The organism is Saccharothrix longispora (assembly GCF_030852425.1).
GTDB lineage: Bacteria > Actinomycetota > Actinomycetes > Mycobacteriales > Pseudonocardiaceae > Actinosynnema > Actinosynnema longispora.
In genome coordinates, this window is record NZ_NSDM01000020.1 from 55,831 (window position 1) to 73,210 (window position 17,380).

17 protein-coding genes are annotated in these 17,380 nt (G+C 73.1%); 7 read left to right on the plus strand and 10 right to left on the minus strand.

Annotated features, from left to right (window positions below):
• Positions 1–46: 46 nt before the first annotated feature.
• The 3 genes from CKY47_RS33025 to zapE all read right to left on the minus strand — a co-directional run bounded on the left by CKY47_RS33025 (position 47) and on the right by zapE (position 3,182).
• A complete protein-coding gene (locus tag CKY47_RS33025) occupies positions 47–1,666 on the minus strand; it encodes an ABC-F family ATP-binding cassette domain-containing protein (protein ID WP_306750275.1) in 1,620 nt (539 codons plus the stop codon).
• A gap of 162 nt (positions 1,667–1,828) precedes the next feature.
• Positions 1,829–2,071 (minus strand): DUF3040 domain-containing protein, encoded by a 243-nt coding sequence (locus tag CKY47_RS33030; protein ID WP_306750276.1) that lies wholly within the window; start codon positions 2,069–2,071, stop codon positions 1,829–1,831.
• 100 nt (positions 2,072–2,171) lie between these two features.
• Positions 2,172–3,182, minus strand: coding sequence for a cell division protein ZapE (zapE, locus tag CKY47_RS33035; protein ID WP_306750277.1), 1,011 nt, complete (start codon positions 3,180–3,182; stop codon positions 2,172–2,174).
• Between the two features lie 39 nt (positions 3,183–3,221).
• Here zapE and CKY47_RS33040 point away from each other — a divergent pair, with 39 nt between their 5' ends.
• The 3 genes from CKY47_RS33040 (at position 3,222) to CKY47_RS33050 (ending at position 5,611) form a co-directional block, all read left to right on the plus strand.
• Entirely contained in the window at positions 3,222–3,965 is a 744-nt protein-coding gene (locus CKY47_RS33040; protein WP_306750278.1) for a pyrimidine reductase family protein, read from the plus strand.
• A gap of 93 nt (positions 3,966–4,058) precedes the next feature.
• Positions 4,059–5,132, plus strand: coding sequence for an ATP-dependent DNA ligase (locus CKY47_RS33045; protein WP_306750279.1), 1,074 nt, complete (start codon positions 4,059–4,061; stop codon positions 5,130–5,132).
• 11 nt (positions 5,133–5,143) lie between these two features.
• A complete protein-coding gene (locus tag CKY47_RS33050; RefSeq protein ID WP_306750280.1) occupies positions 5,144–5,611 on the plus strand; it encodes a hypothetical protein in 468 nt (155 codons plus the stop codon).
• Positions 5,612–5,630: 19 nt separating this feature from the next.
• Here the strand turns inward: CKY47_RS33050 and CKY47_RS33055 are convergent, their stop codons facing one another.
• Entirely contained in the window at positions 5,631–6,536 is a 906-nt protein-coding gene (locus CKY47_RS33055) for an EamA family transporter (protein ID WP_306750345.1), read from the minus strand.
• A gap of 359 nt (positions 6,537–6,895) precedes the next feature.
• Here CKY47_RS33055 and CKY47_RS33060 point away from each other — a divergent pair, with 359 nt between their 5' ends.
• Entirely contained in the window at positions 6,896–8,413 is a 1,518-nt protein-coding gene (locus tag CKY47_RS33060) for an alpha/beta hydrolase (protein ID WP_306750281.1), read from the plus strand.
• 340 nt (positions 8,414–8,753) lie between these two features.
• On the opposite strand, the gene CKY47_RS33065 is transcribed toward CKY47_RS33060, so the two are convergent.
• The 4 genes from CKY47_RS33065 to CKY47_RS33080 form a co-directional block, all read right to left on the minus strand.
• Positions 8,754–9,437: a DUF6319 family protein gene (locus CKY47_RS33065; RefSeq protein ID WP_306750282.1), complete on the minus strand. Its 684-nt coding sequence runs from the start codon at positions 9,435–9,437 to the stop codon at positions 8,754–8,756.
• Between the two features lie 245 nt (positions 9,438–9,682).
• Entirely contained in the window at positions 9,683–10,627 is a 945-nt protein-coding gene (locus tag CKY47_RS33070; protein ID WP_306750283.1) for a DUF1996 domain-containing protein, read from the minus strand.
• Between the two features lie 42 nt (positions 10,628–10,669).
• Entirely contained in the window at positions 10,670–13,396 is a 2,727-nt protein-coding gene (locus CKY47_RS33075) for a glycosyl hydrolase (RefSeq protein ID WP_306750284.1), read from the minus strand.
• A gap of 163 nt (positions 13,397–13,559) precedes the next feature.
• Entirely contained in the window at positions 13,560–13,763 is a 204-nt protein-coding gene (locus CKY47_RS33080) for a DUF8847 domain-containing protein (RefSeq protein ID WP_306750285.1), read from the minus strand.
• A 284-nt stretch (positions 13,764–14,047) separates the two neighbouring features.
• Between CKY47_RS33080 and CKY47_RS33085 the strand changes: the two genes are divergently transcribed.
• Together CKY47_RS33085 and CKY47_RS33090 are read left to right on the plus strand one after the other, a co-directional pair.
• On the plus strand, positions 14,048–14,632 hold the full coding sequence (locus tag CKY47_RS33085) for a hypothetical protein (protein ID WP_306750286.1): 585 nt from the start codon (positions 14,048–14,050) through the stop codon (positions 14,630–14,632).
• Positions 14,629–14,919 carry a hypothetical protein gene (locus tag CKY47_RS33090; RefSeq protein WP_306750287.1) on the plus strand — a complete coding sequence of 97 codons (291 nt, stop codon included), beginning with the start codon at positions 14,629–14,631 and terminating at the stop codon, positions 14,917–14,919. Before CKY47_RS33085 ends, CKY47_RS33090 begins: the two co-directional genes overlap by 4 nt.
• Before the next feature lie 2 nt (positions 14,920–14,921).
• Here CKY47_RS33090 and ligD read toward each other — a convergent pair whose 3' ends face one another.
• Positions 14,922–15,914: a non-homologous end-joining DNA ligase gene (gene ligD / locus CKY47_RS33095; protein WP_306750288.1), complete on the minus strand. Its 993-nt coding sequence runs from the start codon at positions 15,912–15,914 to the stop codon at positions 14,922–14,924.
• Positions 15,915–16,392: 478 nt separating this feature from the next.
• On the opposite strand from ligD, the gene CKY47_RS33100 reads away from it, so the two are divergent.
• Positions 16,393–16,743 (plus strand): hypothetical protein, encoded by a 351-nt coding sequence (locus tag CKY47_RS33100; protein ID WP_306750289.1) that lies wholly within the window; start codon positions 16,393–16,395, stop codon positions 16,741–16,743.
• 9 nt (positions 16,744–16,752) lie between these two features.
• On the opposite strand, the gene CKY47_RS33105 is transcribed toward CKY47_RS33100, so the two are convergent.
• Positions 16,753–17,379 carry a TetR/AcrR family transcriptional regulator C-terminal domain-containing protein gene (locus tag CKY47_RS33105; protein WP_306750290.1) on the minus strand — a complete coding sequence of 209 codons (627 nt, stop codon included), beginning with the start codon at positions 17,377–17,379 and terminating at the stop codon, positions 16,753–16,755.
• Position 17,380 lies beyond the last annotated feature (1 nt).

A 17,380-nucleotide genomic window follows, 5' to 3' on the forward strand; every position in this document is an offset into this window, starting at 1 on the left:
GGGGCCTGGGGGTTGGACTCCCGGGGCCTGGGCGTTGGCCCCCCGGTCAGCGGGTCCTGGCCACGCGGGCTTCGTCCCAGACCGGTTCGTCGACCTCCACCACCTCGCCGTCCGAGCGGAACAGCAGGAAGCGGTCGAAGGTGCGGGCGAACCAGCGGTCGTGGGTGACGGCCACGACGGTGCCCGTGAACTCCTCCAGGGCGTTCTGGAGCGCCTCGGCCGAGTTCAGGTCCAGGTTGTCGGTCGGCTCGTCGAGCAGCAGCAGGGTCGCGCCGGACAGCTCCAGCAGCAGCACCTGGAACCGCGCCTGCTGACCGCCGGACAGCGTCTCGAACCGCTGGTCGCCCTGCTTGCCCAGGCCGTACCGGCTGAGCACGGCCATCGCGGCGCCCCGGTCGAGGCCCTTGCGCCCGCCCTCGCCGTGCCACAGCACGTCGACGAGGGTGCGGCCGATCCACTCCGGGTGCTGGTGGGTCTGCGCGAACAGGCCGGGCACCACGCGCGCGCCCAGCCGGAACACGCCGGTGTGCGCGACGTCGCCGCCGCCGAGCAGTCGCAGGAAGTGGCTCTTGCCCGACCCGTTCGACCCGAGCACGGCCACCCGGTCGGCGAAGAACACCTCGGTGGAGAACGGCTTCATCAGGCCGGTCAGCTCCAGGTCCTCGCACGTGATGGCGCGCACGGCGGTGCGCCCGCCGCGCAGCCGGGGCGCGACCTTCTCGTCCGCGGGCAGCTCGGGCGGCGGCCCGGCCTCCTCGAACCGCTCCAGCTTCGCCTTCTGCACGCGGTACTTCGCGGCCATGACCTCGCTGATCCGCGCCTGCACCTGGAGGGTGCGGACGAGGTCGCGCAGCCGCTCGTGCTCCTCGTCCCAGCGGCGGTGCTGCTCGGCGAGGCGGGCGATCCGGGCGGTGCGGGCGGCGTGCCACGTGCCGAACGACCCGGCGTGCGTCCACGCCGAGTGCGCCTCGACCGTCACGACCTGCGTCGCGGCGACGTTCAGCAGCTCCCGGTCGTGGCTGACCAGCAGCACGGCCTTCCCGGCGGACCGCAGCCGCTCCTCCAGCCACCTCTTTCCCGGCACGTCGAGGTAGTTGTCCGGCTCGTCCAGCAGCAGCACCTGCTCGGGGCCGCGCAGCAGCGCCTCCAGCACCAGCCGCTTCTGCTCGCCACCGGAGAGGGTGCGGACCTCGCGGAAGCGCGCCCGGTCGAACGGCACGCCCAGCGCGGCGACCGTCACCGTGTCCCACAGCACCTCGGCGTCGTAGCCGCCGACCTCGCCCCACGCGGTGAGCGCGTCGGCGTAGCGCATCTGGGTGGGCTCGTCGTCGGTCTCCATCATGGCCAGCTCGACGGCGTCCAGTTCGGCGGCGGCGGCGCGCAGCGGCGCCGGGGAGGCCGCGAGCAGCAGGTCGCGCACCAGGGAGGCGTCGCGCACGGAACCGACGAACTGGGGCATCACGCCGAGGCCGCCCTGCACGCGGACGCTGCCCGCCGTCGGGTCCAGCTCGCCGGACAGGATGCGCAGCAGGGTCGTCTTGCCCACGCCGTTCGCGCCCACGAGGGCGACCACGTCGGTGCCGCCCACCTTGAACGACACGTCGCGGAACAGCTCGCGGCCGTCGGGCAGGCGGAAGGCGAGGCCGTTGGCGTCCAGGAATCCCACGGTGGCATGGTGGGTGACGGACGGTCCCGGTGGCCAGCGGGTTTCCGGGTTCGGGGTGAAACGGGTCCGGGTCGTGACCGGCCGCGCGCGGGATGAGCGCCGCCGCGGCGGTCAGGACCGGTGTCGGTGCCGGTGTCGGTGTCGGTGTCGGCGAGGTGCGGGCTAGCGCCAGCTGTAGCCCTTCATGAGCAGCAGCAGTGCGCCGAAGCCGAGCGACGCCAGCGCGGGGCCGAAGGACCCGAGGGTCAACAGCAGCACGCCCAGGCCGGCGAACACGGCCACGAGGGCATGGCTGAGCACGGGGTGCCGGGCCTTCCCGGCGACGAGGGCCGTGGCCAGGGCCGGCTCCTCGACCATCAGTCTGGACTCGATCTCGCTGAGGGTGCGGCGTTCCGCTTCGCTCATCACCAGCACCGGATACCCGGCGCGAACCCCGCAAAACCGGCCCCGAACGGAGTCCGCGATCCTCCCCGTTCGGGCTATCGACCCTGGTCAGGGACGGTGATCAACGGGAGAGGGCGACGAGTCGCGACACCGCCCGCAGGTACTTCTTCCGGTATCCGCCGCGCAGCATCTCGGCGGTGAACAACTCGGAGAGCGGCTCGCCGGAGACGGCCACCGGGATGTCGCGGTCGTAGAGGCGGTCGCCGAGCGCGACGAGGCGCAGCGCGACGGCCTGGTCGGGCGCGGGCCGCACGCCCCGCAGGTGCACGGCGGTGACGCCGTCGACGAGCCGGCCGTAGCTCGACGGGTGGATCTTCGCCAGCGCCGCGCACAGGTCGGCGAAGTCGTCCAGCGTGCTGCCGGGGGTGCCCTCGGACTTGGCGACCAGGTCGTCGTCGCTCATCGGGGGCGGCGCGTCGGGCAGGCCGCGGTGCCGGTAGTCGGGGCCGTCGACCCGGACCACGGTGAACCTCGCCGACATGGCCTGGATCTCGCGCAGGAAGTCGGCGGCGGCGAACCGGCCCTCGCCGAGCTTGTCCGGCAGCGTGTTGGACGTGGCCGCGATCGACACGCCCGCCGCGGTCAGCTCCTTGATCAGGCGGGTCACCAGCATCGTGTCCCCCGGGTCGTCCAGCTCGAACTCGTCGATCGCGAGCAACCGGTGCCCGGACAGCCGGGCGACGGTCTCCGGGAACCCGAGCGCGCCGACGAGGTTGGTCAGCTCGACGAACGTGCCGTACGCCCTGGGGCCGGGCACGGCGTGCCAGATCGAGGCCAGCAGGTGGGTCTTGCCGACGCCGAAGCCGCCGTCGAGGTAGAGGCCGGGCTTGGCGTCGTCCGGCTGCGACCGCTTGAACAGCGACCCGAGCCACCCCCGGTCGCCGCCCCCGGAGACCCGTTCGGCGAACTCCCGGCACGCGGTGACGGCCGCGGCCTGGCTGGGCTCGTCGGGGTTGGGGAGGTAGGTGTCGAACCGCACGCCGTCGAACCTCGGCGGCGGGACCATCGCCCCGACCAGCTCGTCCGCCTCGACGTGCGGGGTGCGGTCGGACAGGCGCGGTGGGGCGGACATGCCCGAAGCCTAACGGCGTGCTGGGATGTGGTGGTGCGGATGTTGTGGCCACCACGCGGGGACGGGATCACCGACGCGGACCTGGAGCGGCTCTACGCCTACCCGGACGACCTCGACCGGCCGTTCGTGCAGGTCAACTTCGTGTCCAGCGCGGACGGGGCGGTGTCCGTCGACGGGCGGTCCGGCGGGTTGGGCAACGCCGCCGACAAGAAGGTGTTCGCGCTGGGCCGCGACCTGTGCGACGTGGTGCTGGTGGGCGCCGGGACGGCCCGCGCGGAGGGCTACCGCGGGGTGAGGGCGACGGAGGTGCGCGCCGAGCGGCGGTCCCGGCTGGGGCTCTCGCCCGTGCCGCCGATCGCGGTGGTCACCGCGCGGTGCTCGATCGAGCCGTCGTCGCCGCTGGTCGCGGACACCGCCGTGCCGACGATCGTGCTGACCGCAGGGTCCGCGCCCCGGGAACGGCGCGACGCGCTGGCCGACGCGGGCGCGGACGTGGTGGTCGCGGGCGACGGGTCGGTGGACCCGGCGGCGGCGCTGCGGGCGCTGGACGAGCGGGGCCTGCGCCGCGTCGACTGCGAGGGCGGGCCCGGCCTGTTCGGCTCGCTGATCGCGGCGGACCTGGTGGACGTGCTGTGCGTGACGTTCTCGCCGCTGCTCGTCGGCGGCGACGCGGGGCGCATCGCGCACGGCCCGCTGCCGGAGGCGCCCCGGTCGCTGGAGCTGGCGTCGGTGCTGCACGCCGACAGCGCGCTGCTGCTGCGCTACCGCCGGACGCGCGCGTGACCCCGGGCCGGGACCGCGCCGGACCCGTCCCCGCTGGACCCGTCCCCGCCGAACCGGGTGCGCCGACCGGGGTCGACGGGGCAGGATGACCGCGTGGCGCTCCCGCTGACCCCTCCCGTGCAGCCGATGCTGGCCAACACCGCGGACACGATCCCCACCGGCTCCGACCTGCTGTTCGAGCCCAAGTTCGACGGCTACCGCGTCCTGGTGTTCCGCGACGGGGACGAGGTGCTCCTCCAGTCGCGCAGCGGCAAGCCGCTCAACCGCTACTTCCCCGAGGCCGAGGCGGCGCTGCGGCGCACCCTGCCGCCGAGGGTCGTGCTGGACGGCGAGCTGGTCGTCGCCAAGGACGGCAAGCTCGACTTCGACGCGCTGTCCGAGCGCATCCACCCGGCCGCCAGCCGCATCGCCCTGCTGTCCGAGCGGACGCCCGCCGGGTTCGTGGCGTTCGACCTGCTCGCGCTGGGCGACGACGTGCTGATGGAGGAGCCGACGACCGCGCGCCGGGCACGCCTCGAAGCCCTGGTCACGCCCGGTGACGGGCTGTACCTGACGCCCGCGACGGCCGACGCGTCGCTGGCCGGGCAGTGGTTCGAGCTGTTCGAGGGCGCGGGCCTGGACGGCGTGATCGGCAAGCCCGCCGACGCGGCGTACGAGCCGGGCAAGCGCGTCATGGTGAAGGTGAAGCACCAGCGCACCGCCGACTGCGTCGTCGCGGGCCTGCGCTGGCACAAGGACACCGAGCCCGGCACCGCCGTCGGCTCGCTGCTGCTCGGCCTGCACGACGAGCGGGGCGTGCTGCACCACGTGGGCGTCGTCGGCTCGTTCAAGGCCGCCGAACGGCGCAAGCTGGCCGAGGAGTTCGCGCCGCTGATCACGTCCGGGGACCACCCGTGGCTGGTGGAGCCGGACGGCCGCCGGCTGCCCGGCGAGATCAACCGGTGGCGCGGCAAGCACGCCGAGTGGGTGCCGCTGCGCCCGGAGCGGGTGCTGGAGATCGCCTACTCGCAGACCGAGGGCGCGGCGCCGGCCCGGCTGCGGCACAACGGCCAGTTCCGCCGCTGGCGACCCGACCGCGAACCCTCCTCGTGCGGCTACGACCAGCTGGAGCAGCCCGCCCGCTACGACGTGGAGTCGGTCCTGCGCGGCGAGGTGCGGCCCGCGTAGCCTGCTCGGTCGTGGGGGACGTGGAGAAGCTGGTCCAAGAGCTGGACGACCGGATGCTGCGCGACTGCCGGCGGCTGTCGCTGTGGCGGGTGGTGCACCGCGGCACCGGCATGGCCTACACGGTCGTGCTGATCCTCGTGCCCGCCGTGCTGGCGGTGGGGTTCACCTCGTCGGAGACGGTGCTCGGCAAGGTGCTGCTGCTCGCGGCGGCCGTGGTGGGCGGGCTGAACGTGACGTTCAAGCCGTACCTGCACAGCCGCAAGCGCCGCAACGACGTGAACGCCGTGCGGTTGATGCGCGACGAGTTCCGGGCCGAGGTGGCGGCGGGCGGCGACGTGCTCGCCACGTACCGGCGGTACTCGGCCGCCTACGCGGCGGAGTTCGAGAAGCGCGGCGGCGAGCTGCTCGACGGCACGCTGGGCGTCGAGCAGCCGGCACCGGCACCCGGTGCCCCCGGTTCCCCGCCCGAGCGGTCCTGACCGCCGCCCGACACCGCGGCTACCCCTCCGGTCTCGCCGTGCGGGTCGCCCCGACCGAGGCCAGGACGACGCAGAACACCGCGGCCCACTGCGCCGGGTGCAGGGCCTCGTGGAGCACCACCAGACCGGCCAGCGCGGCGACCGCCGGTTCGAGGCTCATCAGGATGCCGAACACGCGCGGCGGGATGCGGCGCAGCGCCTCCAGCTCCAGCGAGTAGGGCACCACCGACGACAGCAGCGCCACCGCGCCGCCCACGACCAGCACCGCCGGGTCGAGCAGCGCCGTGCCCGCCTCGGCCACGCCGAACGGCAGTGCGAGCACCGCGCCGAACACCATCGCGAGCGCGAGCCCGCCGCCGTCGGAGGTCCGGCTGCCCAGGGCCGCGGCCATCAGGATGTACCCGGCCCAGCACGCCGCCGCGCACAGCGCGAACAGCACGCCGGGCAGCGCGAGGCCACCGTCCACCCTGGTCAGCAGCAGCACGCCGGCCGCGGCGAGCAGCGCCCACGCGCCGTCCAGCCAGCGCCGGGAACCGAGCACGGCCACCGCCAGCGGCCCGAGGAACTCGATCGTGACGGCCGCGCCCAGCGGGATGTGCTTGATCGCCTGGTAGAAGGTGAGGTTCATCGCGCCCAGCACCAGGCCGTAGCCGGCGACGACGAGCCACGTCCGGGCGTCCATGCGCAGCGAGGGCCGCCAGATGAGCAGCAGCACCGCCGCGGCCAGCACCAGCCGCAACGTCACCGTGCCCGCGGCCCCGGCGGTGGCGAACAGCTGCTTGGCCACGGCCGCGCCCACCTGCACGCTCACGATGCCGAGCAGGACCAGCGCCGGCGGGGGTATGGCCCCGTACGCCCGGGCCGCTGCCGAGAGCGGAGCCGCCCACCGGCCCTGGCCGCGTTCCGGGAAACCTTCGACGTGCACCGTCACCACGGGGCCATCCTGCACGCCGGTGCCGCCGCGAACCGCACGCCGACCGGCCCCGGTGACCCACGTCTCACCACTCGTGCCCGACGGCGGGCACGCCCGCGGTCACGGCTCCCGCCGCCGCGACCGGTCGCCTGCCGCCCCGATCCCCCGCACGCGCACGCCGCCCACGCTCCGCCGCGAACCCGTCGCACGCTGCGCGGAGGTCCCCGCCAGGGGGTCCCCTGCTTTCATTCTGCCGGACATCACCGACACTCCCCGCTCACCGAAGTCTCACCTGGACTGTGTGAGGCTGGGCCAACGCTGTTGGGAGAGAGCGAGGGACCGCTGTGCCGCGTCGGCGTCACGCCGCCTTGATGCTGGTGGCTTTGAGCGCGCTGGCCGCGTGCAGCGCGGGCCCGTCGACCCGTCCGGTGATCGCCGTGCACGGCGACGGCGGCGACCAGCCCCCCGTCGTGGTGCCGTCCGGCCCCCGCGAGGTGCCGCCGCTGGCGGAGGGCGACGAGGTCGGTCTGTCGTGGAGCGGCTGCACGGGTTCGACCCTCGACCGGATGGGTGACACGGCCCCCGCCGGCAACCGGGAGTACGAGTGCGCCCAGCTGACCGTGCGGCTGGACGCGCCGAACCGGCCCGGCCGGGGCAGCCTCGGCCTCGGGTTGCTGCGCGTCGGCACGGGTGGCAGCCCGCTCGTGGTGGTGGGTGACGCGGACGGCGAGCCGGGCAGCCTCAAGGCGGCGCGGTTGGCCGCGTCGCTGCCCGCGGACGTGCTGAGCACCTTCACCCTGATCGGCGTGGACCGGCGCGGCACCGGGCAGTCCGACGGGGTGCAGTGCGTGCCGGACGTCGCGCGCGCCGGGATCGTCGAGTCCGACCCGGCCGAGGAGACGCAGGACGACCTGCTGGAGGCCGTCGGCCGGGCCAGCCAGGAGTGCGTGCTCGACCTGGAGAACCGGCTGCCGGCGGTCGACTCGTGGCGCGCCTCCGCCGACCTGGAGCAGCTGCGCGAGGCGTTGGGCGTGCCCCACCTCAACGCGATCGGGGTGGGCGACGGCTCGAAGGTGCTGACCCTGTACGCGAGCCGCTTCCCGGACCGGATCGGCCGGATGGTGTTCGACGGCGCACCGGACCCGACGCTGGACGTGCAGGGCGTGACCGAGGCGCGCGCGGTGGCGGCGGAGGCCGCGTTCGCCGCGTTCCAGGCCGACTGCGCGGTGCGCGGCTGCCCGCTGGGCGCGGCGGCGACGGACCGGTTCAAGGCCCTGCTGGGGACGTTGCGCACCGCCCCGATCCGCGGTGAGGACGTCGACCTGACGCCGGGCACGGCGACGGTGGCCGTGCTGGCGGGCCTCGCGGACCGCCCGCGGTGGCCCGCGCTGGCCGACGCGCTGGTGGCGGCGGAGGGCGGTGACGGGACGAAGCTCACGTCGTTCGTCGAACCGCTGCTGCTGGACTCGGACGACAACCCGCCGTGGCTGGACGCGGGCATCGTCACGGGCTGCAACGACACCACGACCCGCATCCCGCCCGAGCGGGTGGCGGGGTTGACCGAGGACTGGCGCGGCAAGCACCCGCTGTTCGGCGCCTACTTCGCCCGCAAGCTGCTCACCTGCGGCCCGTTCCCGGTGCCGCAGCCGGCGACGGTGCCGAAGCTCGTCGGCGCTCCCCCGATCGTGGTGCTGACGTCGGCGGCCGACCCGGTGACGCCTGCGGCCGGTGGCGAGCGGGCGGCGCAGGCCCTCCCGGCGGGTGTGCTCATCGGGTGGCAGGGCGCCGGGCACGGCGCGCTGGGCAACTCGTCGTGCGCGACGACGGCGGCGCGGGACTTCCTGGTGGACGCGAAGGTCCCGACGTCCGGGACCGTCTGCCCGCCCTGAGCCGCCCGACTTGGGCCTGCCCGACCCCGCGGCCTGCCCGACCCCGGCGCGCTGGGGCGGCCGGGGCCGGGGCTACCGGCGTGGTCTAGCAGCTCGAACAGCAGCCGCAGCCCGGCCCCGTGCAGCCGGTGCAGCAACTGCAGCCGTCGAGCCGGACCTGCTCCGCAGTCGTGACCTCTACCGCCATGGTGTGCCTCCCCGTGGTCGAACGCGGACAATCGAACGCGGACATCCGAACCGAACCTAGGTCGACCTCACCGTCCGCCCTACCGCTGGGCGTGGGAAGTCCCTTCACTCGATCGCGGAACACCAATCATCAAGATGTTGCAATACGTGGTTGTCAGCCCGTGAGCTCGTCCAACGCGCGCTGCGCGGCCTCCAGCTCGGCGCGCAACTGCTCCACCCGTGCGAGGTGGCGTTCCCGCGCCGCGCTGAGCACGCTCTCCACCGCCTCGTCGACCTCGGCGGGCAGCAGCTTCGCCGCCGCGGCCACCGCCGACGCGGCCACGGGCGCGGCCTTCAGCGTCCGCTTCGCGCCCCACTGCACGTCGACGGTCCACTCGCCCTCGGCCGTGGACACCAGCGTCACGGTCACCTCGGCCGGCTTGGCCTGCTTGCGCGACGCCGACGGCTTGGCGGCGGGCTTGGCCGCGGCGGCCGCGGGGGGCGCCGGGGCGACCTTGGGCTTCGCGGGAGGTGGCGCGGGCGTGTAGATGTGCTCGACCGGCGCGGGCGCGGGCGGTTCGGGCTCCTTCGCGGGCGGGGGCGTCCGCTTGCGCGGCGCGGGCTTCTCCACGGTGAGCTCGGCGGGCGAGAACGACAGCTCGTCCTTGTCCCCCGTCGGCCGCACCTGGATGAAGTCGCCCTCGGCGGGCTCGGTGAACGCCACGACCTTCGCCGAGCGCCCCGCCTCCACGCCGACCGCGGCGGAGGTGAACCAGACCTGGGCCGGGCGGCCCGCGGCCAGCTCCCCGCGCAAAAAGTCGATGTCCTCCTCGGACAACGAGTTCTTCGCCTTCGCCATCTCGGTTACCTCCACGACTTGCACAAGACCTGTCGGGGTGAAGCTTGCCCTACGGCACCGACATTCCCGCGAGCCGCCGGTCGTGGAGGCTGCGCGGCGTCCCCGCGCGGCGGCGGAACAGGCGGTCGCGGTCGTCGCGGTCCTGGTGGTCGTGGTCGTCCCGCGACGGCGTGCCCCGGCAGGCGACAGGGAGTCCACAGAGGACGGACGCCGGGCGGTGGGGACACCACCGCCCGGCGCGTCGATCAGATCGGCCGGCCGTTCGTGCCGCAGATGCGGCCGGCGTTCACGCAGTCGCGCACCCGCTGTTGCAGGTCCGGCTGGTTCCACGCGTTCATGAAGTCACCGTGGAAGGTGTACCCCGGCGCGGTGGTCACGTTGACCCCGTTCACCGTCCCGCCGAGCGACAGGCCGCCGCCGTTGACCGGGTAGGTGATCAGGAACTCCAGCCTGGGCAGGACCGTGTTGTGCGTCGACGGGCACGACCCGTTCCAGAACACGACGTGGTCCTTGTGGTTGGCGCTGTCCAGGTCCCGACCGTTCCAGCAGGTCGGGAAGTCCAGGTAGGTCTCCAGCTTCGTGCCCGCCGGGCAGTTCATGAAGTCCCGGCTGGACGGCGACTGCGTGGTGCACGACCACCGCGCGGACGGGTTCTGGTCCGGGCTCGTCGCCCGCGCGTTGCCGACCACGTACCGGAAGTCCGGCGGGTGCGGCACCGCGCGCTGCATGTCGTGGATGCCCTGGTAGTACACCGTGACGCTCTCCGGGGCGACCGGCTGCCCGTTCTTGTAGAGGGTGGGCACCCAGTAGGCGGACAGGTCGATCGCCGGGTCGCAGGTGGTGCTCGCGGCCTTGAGCGAGGTGTAGGTGGACGAGGCGTTGGTCGACCGGTTGCCGAAGAACTCGTGCACGTGCGAGGCGCCGGTCCGGTCGGGGTAGATGATGGGGTCGTCGCCGCTCCGGTGGCTGGCGCGGCAGTTGGCGCGGAACTCCGAGGCGGCCCGGATGCCGGGTTGCGCCTCGATGGCCTCCGCTTGCCGCGCGTCGGGCGCGGCGGGGTGGTTGCCGTGGTCGACGTGGTTTTCCTGTGGGCCCGCGCCCGCCGGCTGGTGGCTGACCACCGACCCGATCAGGGCCAGTGCCAGCGCGGCGGACGCGGCTCCGATGACACCTCTCATCCTCGCGTTCATCTCGCAGTCTCCTTTGACTGGCGTGATGCGGCGGCGGGAGTTCTAGGACCCGAAGGTGATCCAGTTGACGTTGACGAAGTCGGCGGGCTGGCCGCTGGTGAACGTCAGGTAGACGTCCTGGCGGCCGGTGAGGCCGGTGATGTTGGCGGGCACGGTGCGCCACGACTGCCAGCCGCCGGTGTTGGCGAGGGCGAAGCTGCCGACGGGGGTGGCGGTGGGGCTGCCGACGCGGACCTCGACGAGGCCGCTGACGCCGCCGCCGGCGCCGCTGGCGACCCGGGCGGTGAACTGGCGGCCGGTGCGGCTGCCGAAGTCGACGCCCCGGTACAGCGCCCAGTCGCCGTTGCGGATGGCCGCGATGTTCTGCCCGCCGCCGGTGTCGGTGGTGGTCTCCTTGATCAGGCCGTTGTGCTGGTCGTAGGACTCGGCCTGGATGGTGGAGAACGCGTCGCGGCTGGTCGGCGGCGGCGTGGTCGTCGTGGTCGTGGTGGTGGTCGTCGTCGTGGACGTGGTCGTGGTGGTCGTCGGGGTGACGCCACCGGTACCCGAGTCGACGCCGCTGCCCGCCGGGCCACGCCACGCCGTGGACGACGCCGGGACGTTCAGCGTCTGGCCGTCGGAGAACGTGACGGTGGCCGCCGCGGCTCCCGGGTTGTAGGCGACGTAGGTGCGGGCGCCGTTCTTGCTCAGCACGGCGTGCGTGGGCACGTTCGCCGTCACCGAGGTGTCGGGCGTGCCGTAGGTGTCGAGCGAGGTGAGCCAGTGGTAGGCGTGCGCCCGGGAGTCACCGCTCTCCGGCTCCAGGCCCGAGCCGTACTGGGCGAGTGCCTGCGCCGGGTCGGCCAGCGCCAGGAACTGGGTGATGACGTCCTTCCACTCGACCTCGGTGCCGCCGTTGTTGGCCCGCAGCTCGTTGATGTTCTGGAGGATGTCGGCCTTGTAGTCGGCGTGGTAGAGCGAGCCGCCGGTGATCGGCAGCATGTTGATGCCGTGGATCTCCTCCGGGTTGGCGGTCCACCACGTGCTGTAGCTGGCGCCCGCGCCCCACACCATGCCGACGGTGCCGTGCCGGAAGTTCGACGGGAACACCGCGTCGTCCTTGTCGAACCAGTACTGGGCGATCGTGCTCTCCTGCGTGGTGTGCAGGTAGATGCCCATGTCGCGCATCGCGGTGTCGCCGGTCGCCTGGCCGAGCAGCACGGCGGCGGTGGCGAACATCATGCCCTCGGAGGAGGACTCCTCGTTGTTGCCGTGCGCGAAGCCCGCGTGGCCGGACGCCCAGCCGTGGCCCGCGTAGGCGTCGAAGTTGCGCAGGAACGGGAAGCGCGTCTCGCCGCGGTCGTAGTTGTTGGCGTCCTTCACCAGCAGCTTGAGCATGCCGCCGTAGCGGGCGTCGGACGCCCACGCCGGGTCGTGCTGGGCGACGATCGCCGCGGCCAGCGCGTAGTAGCCGTAGTGGAAGTGGTGGTCGTTCAGCTCGGCGTCGGTGCCGTAACCCGCCGGGTAGCCGATCAGCGTGCCCCACGCCGAGTCGTAGGCGAAGTGCCGGCCGGCCTCGCCCGGCGACGCGGTGAGCCAGTCGGTGAGCCGGTCGCGCACCAGGGCGATGAGCCGGTCGCGGCCCGCCGTGTAGTTGATCTGGTTCGCGACGCGGACCAGCGCGGCGAGCCGCCACAGCGCCTTGCCCGTCCAGTACGTGTCGTTCGCGCCCTTCCACGGGTCGGCCGCGTTCAGCTCCTGGTCGATCTCCGCGCGCAGGCGGTTCCGGTCGGCTGCCGACGACAGGGGCAGGGCCGGCAGGACGCCGTTGAAGGTGCTGCGCGTGGTGAACGACGCGCCTTCGCGCAACCGCATCTCGCCGCGTGGCGAGGCGTAGCGGTAGGCGGTGGTCGTGTCGGTGGAGTTGAGCCACTGGTGCCGGTACAGCGCCTGGAGCGTGCCGGTCTGCGTCCCCTGGCGGGGGGTCGTCGTCGCCGTGTACGTGGCGACGAGCTGCGCGTTGGCCGCGTTGTAGGTCCAGGAGACCTTCGTGTCGGTGACGAACGAGAACGCGTACTTCTGGAACAGGCCCAGCGCGTCGCGCGACGGCAGGACGGCGACCGAGAAGAACGCCGCGTTCGACGTCGCCTCGGCGGTGCCCACGACGTTCCAGTTGCTCGGCGAGAACAGGGCGTAGTCGCGGCCGTTGACCGAGACGCCGAGCGTGCTGCCGGTGTTGCTCCAGATCGTCGTGGAGCCGTTGAACCCGACGCGCGCCGCGCCGCCGGTGGCCTCCGCGTAGACGTAGGGCGAGCCGTGGCCGATGGTCGTGCGCAGGGTGCGCGCCCCGTCGGTCCACAGAGGACTCACGGTCCAGTCGGACCAGCCGTCGACCTGGGTGCGCGGCGCGTTGAGTCCGCTGACGCCCACGAACAGGTCGTCCTGGTGCATGAACTCGTAGAAGCGCCCGTCGGGCGTGATGTTCGGGCTCGTCGGGTAGCCGACGCCCAGGCCCTGACCCGCCGCGTGGAACGTGAACGGGTGGGCGTACATGTTCTCGGAGTACGGGTTGCCGGGGTAGCGCTGGAAGGCCAGCGACGACCACCAGTCGTTGGTCGGGACCGGCTTGCCGGCCATCCGGGAGGTGACCTTGGGCGTCAGGGGTGCGCCGTTCTGGTCTGACGGGCCGACGGTGCCGGCCGGCCGGGTGGCGGCGTAACTCCCGGCTCCGACCGTGACGGCGTTGGCCGTCCCGGGCAGGGCGAGGGGTATCGCGGCAACCGCGGCCACGGCGACCACGGCGGTCGCCACATGGGGGCGGATCGAACGCACAGGGACCTCCAGCAGGGACTCACAGCAGTGTGAGAGCGCTCTCACGGAGACGGTAAACCGGACATCGCCCGGATGTCTACAGGTGAGGGCTTCTGACCCTGTCAAGAAGCGTCGAAGACGGCTACGCGCCGTCCTCGACGCGCAGGTGGTACTCGCAGCCGTACTCGACGGCGTACTGGAGGTCGTAGTGGTGCACGATCTTGGGACCGCCGTGCAGGTGGACGTGGGTGACGGTCGGCCTGGGCGCCTCGGGCGCCCGCGCGTGCGAGTCGACCCTCCCGTCGAGGGGGCCGCCGACGAACCGCACCACGTACGTCTGGGTCATCGCCTGCTCCCTCTCTTCGGCGTCGGCCCCCATGGTACGAGCAGCCCAGCGGGTTCGCGGTTGGTCCGGGGCCCGGACCAACCGGTTGCACTAGTGGAACAACGGCACGGGCGGTCGGCCGGTCCGATCCGCGGCGGCACTTCTCGCGAGCACGGGGTTCGCTCGATCGGGCGAACGAATTGCGACTCGCTCCATGTACTTCCTGAATATTCCAATGCGATCGACCGGATTGAACTTCGCACGTTTCCCCGGTTCGGTGCGGAACACCGGCGAAAGGAGCCGCGGTGCCCACCGGATTCGTCTCGTTCCTCGACGACCACCTGGCCGATCGAGGTGTCCGCGGCCTGCTCGACAGCGCCCTGGGCATCCTGGCCTTCGGCGGAGTGCTCGGCGCGGCAATCGGTTCCACCGGCCTGAAGACGGCTGGGCTGACCATCACGGCGCTGTACGTCCTCGGCACCCTCGTGATCCTGGCGCGTCGACACGTGGCATTGCGCCGGCAGGTGCAAGAGCACGAGGCGCTACTCGCGCGGTACCCGGACCTCATCCACGAGAAGTACGGGCCGCTGTGGCGCATCGACCGCTGGGAAGAAGAACTCGACATCGCCCAGAACGGCGACACCATCGGCAGCATCACCGTGCACGTGGTGGCCCAGGAGGAAGAATTGTGGTTCGTCCGCCCGCGCATCGGCCCGAGGTGGGACCAACCGATCCGGATGCGGCGAAAAGTGCGCGTCCGCGTCGGCAGCGTCGAGACCGACGGCGTCGGGGCACCCGGTACCGGCACACGTCCACGTGGCTGCCCGACGGCAGGGTGGACATCGTCGTCCACTTCACGCACCCCCCGCTCCGCAGAGGTGACGGGGTGAGGCTCCGCCTGGACGTCGACTGGCCCGGCAAGGCGGCCCCGCTGATGCGCTTCGGCGAGCCGGACGAGTTCATCATGCGCATGGTGAACCCCTTGGTCTACGCCGGTTACCGCGTGGTCCTCCCCTCCGGGCTCAAGGCTCGGTACGACCCGATCGGGCTGCACTGCGGCGTCGACCGGTTCACCCTGACGACGTCCACCGCCGGCGGCGGCAGGTCGGTGGTCCACCTCCAGGCGCACGACATCCCCGCCGACCGCCGGTTCGGCATGCGCCTCGACCTGAAGTGAGGTCAGCCCCGCTTCCGCGACGGCTGCACGCGCGGCGGCTCGCCGGGCATCTTCGGGTAGTCGGGCGGGTACGGCAGCTCGCCCCGCTCGTCGTTCGCGTACCAGTCGAGCAGCGTCTCCAACCCGAACGCCTCGCCGTCGAGGTCCGCGTGCGGGTCGCCGTGCTCGGCCAGGTACCCCGGTACGGTCAGCACGTCGAAGTCGTCCGGGTCCACCGCGGACAGCCGCTCCCACGTGACCGGCGTGGAGACCGTCGCGCGCGGGGTGCCGCGGACCGACCACGCGGACGCGATGGTGCGGTCGCGGGCGGCCTGGTTGAAGTCGAGGAACACGCGTTCGCCGCGCTCCTCCTTCCACCACGACGTGGTCGCCCGGTCCGGCACGCGCCGCTCCACCTCGCGGGCGAGCGCGATCACCGCGTGCCGCACGTCGACGAAGTCCCACTCCGGGCGGATGCGGACGGCGACGTGCACGCCGCGCCCGCCCGACGTCTTCGGGTAGCCCGTCATGCCCAGCTCGTCGAGGACCCCGCGCAGCACCAGCGCCACCTCGACGGCGTCGCGGAAGTCGGTGCCCGGCTGCGGGTCGAGGTCGACGCGCAGCTCGTCCGGGTGGTCGGTGTCGGCCCGCCGCACGGGCCACGGGTGGAAGTCGAACGTGCCGAGGTTCGCCGCCCACGCCAGCACCGCCGGCTCCGTCGGGCACACCTCGTCCGCGGGCCGCCCCGACGGGAACCTCACCCGCGCCGTGCCCACCCACTCGGGCGCGCCCTTGGGCAGCCGCTTCTGGTAGAACGCCTCACCGGTGACGCCGTCCACGTACCGCTTCAGCGTCGTCGGCCGGTCCCGCAGCACGCCCAGCAGCGGCTCGGCGACCGCCAGGTAGTACTCGACGACCTGGAGCTTGGTGATCCCCCGTTCCGGGAAGTAGACCTTGCCCGGGTTCGACACCCGCACCGCGCGTTCGCCCACCGTGAGTTCCACCGCTTCGGCCACGCGGGCGAGCCTACCGACACCCACCGACACGCGACGCGATCGTGTTTGCCGGGGTCGCACCCCCTGTTCCCCGAGGCTGCCTCGCGGCACGAGCGACGAGGACCTGGACCGGATCGGGGCGGACGTCGTGGAACCGGCCGCGTGGTGGCCCGACGACACGACCCGTGCCGCGCTCGCGGAGGTGGGGACGTTCGCCCGCGGGTTGAGCCGATCGGCTTTTCCGCCACCGCAAGACGTCCCACCGTCGGGTGGTCGCCGGGCTGCTCGCCGATCACACCGGGCTGGTGCGCCGGCTCGGTCAGGCGCTCGCGTCGCGAGGTCGGTGACGGACGGGGCGCCACGCCCCCGCGGCTCCGCGGCGGTGCGGATCGTGTTGGTCCGATGGGGTTGGAGTGGTCCCGGCGATCTCCCCCGGTCACGCCCCCGCGCTACTGTCCTCGATCGATACGCACAGCGCACCGGGGAGGGTTCGCCTGTGGTGGACGACGACGAGGACGCACCCGCGGAGGACCCCGCGTCGCCGGGGTCGGGGTGGTGGGGTCTCTTCGGGGCCGGGGTGGTCGACCTGGTGGCGGCCACCAGGGCGCTGGCCGCCTCCGACGACGCACGCGGGCCGCGCGTCGACCCGGCCGTGGTCGAGTCGATGGCGCGCAAGCTCGGCGACGTGCGGGTCGCGCTGGACGAGGCCGGCCCGGAGATCTGCGGGCTCGTGGGCACCGACGTCGTGCCCGGTCTGGACCGGGCGCTGCGGGACCTGGAGGCCCAGTTGCGCCGCACGTGCGCGCTGCGCGGCGGGCTCGCCGACACCCGCGGCCCGGACCTGCCGTGACCGGTTCCCTCAGTCGACCGCGCCGGCGCGCTCCCGCACGGCCAGGCCGGTGACGAACGCCTCCAGCGCCAGCTCGAAGCTGTCGCGGTCCAGCTCGCGCGCCACCGACGGCAGCAGGTGCGCCTTGTCCAGGTTCGGGTAGCGGTCGCGGTAGAGGGCCTGGTCCTCGGAGAACCCGCTGGAGAACGAGCTGAGCGCCGCGCCGAACACCAGGTACATGAGGGACGCGGCGATCATCGTCGCCTCGCGCCGCGACCAGCCGGCCGACACCAGCCCGCCGTGCACGAGGTCCAGCCGGCGCAGCGACGCCTCGCGGTGCGCGGGGCCGTAGGCGAGGAACGGCACGATGTTCGGGTGCGCGGCCAGCGCCGCGCGGTACGAGCGGGCCGCGCTGACCAGGCCGTGCCGCCAGTCGCCGCCCGCGAACCCGGACACGTCGACCTCCGCCAGGATCTCGGCGGCCACCTCGTGCAGCAGGTCGTCCTTCGTGTCCACGTGCCCGTAGAGGGAGGCGGCCTGAACGCCCAGCTCAGCGGCCAGCTTGCGCATCGAGAGGCCGTCGAGGCCGTCACGGTCGATGATGTGGAGGGCGACGGTCCTGATGCGCGAGGCACTCAGGATCGGGTTCCTCGGCATG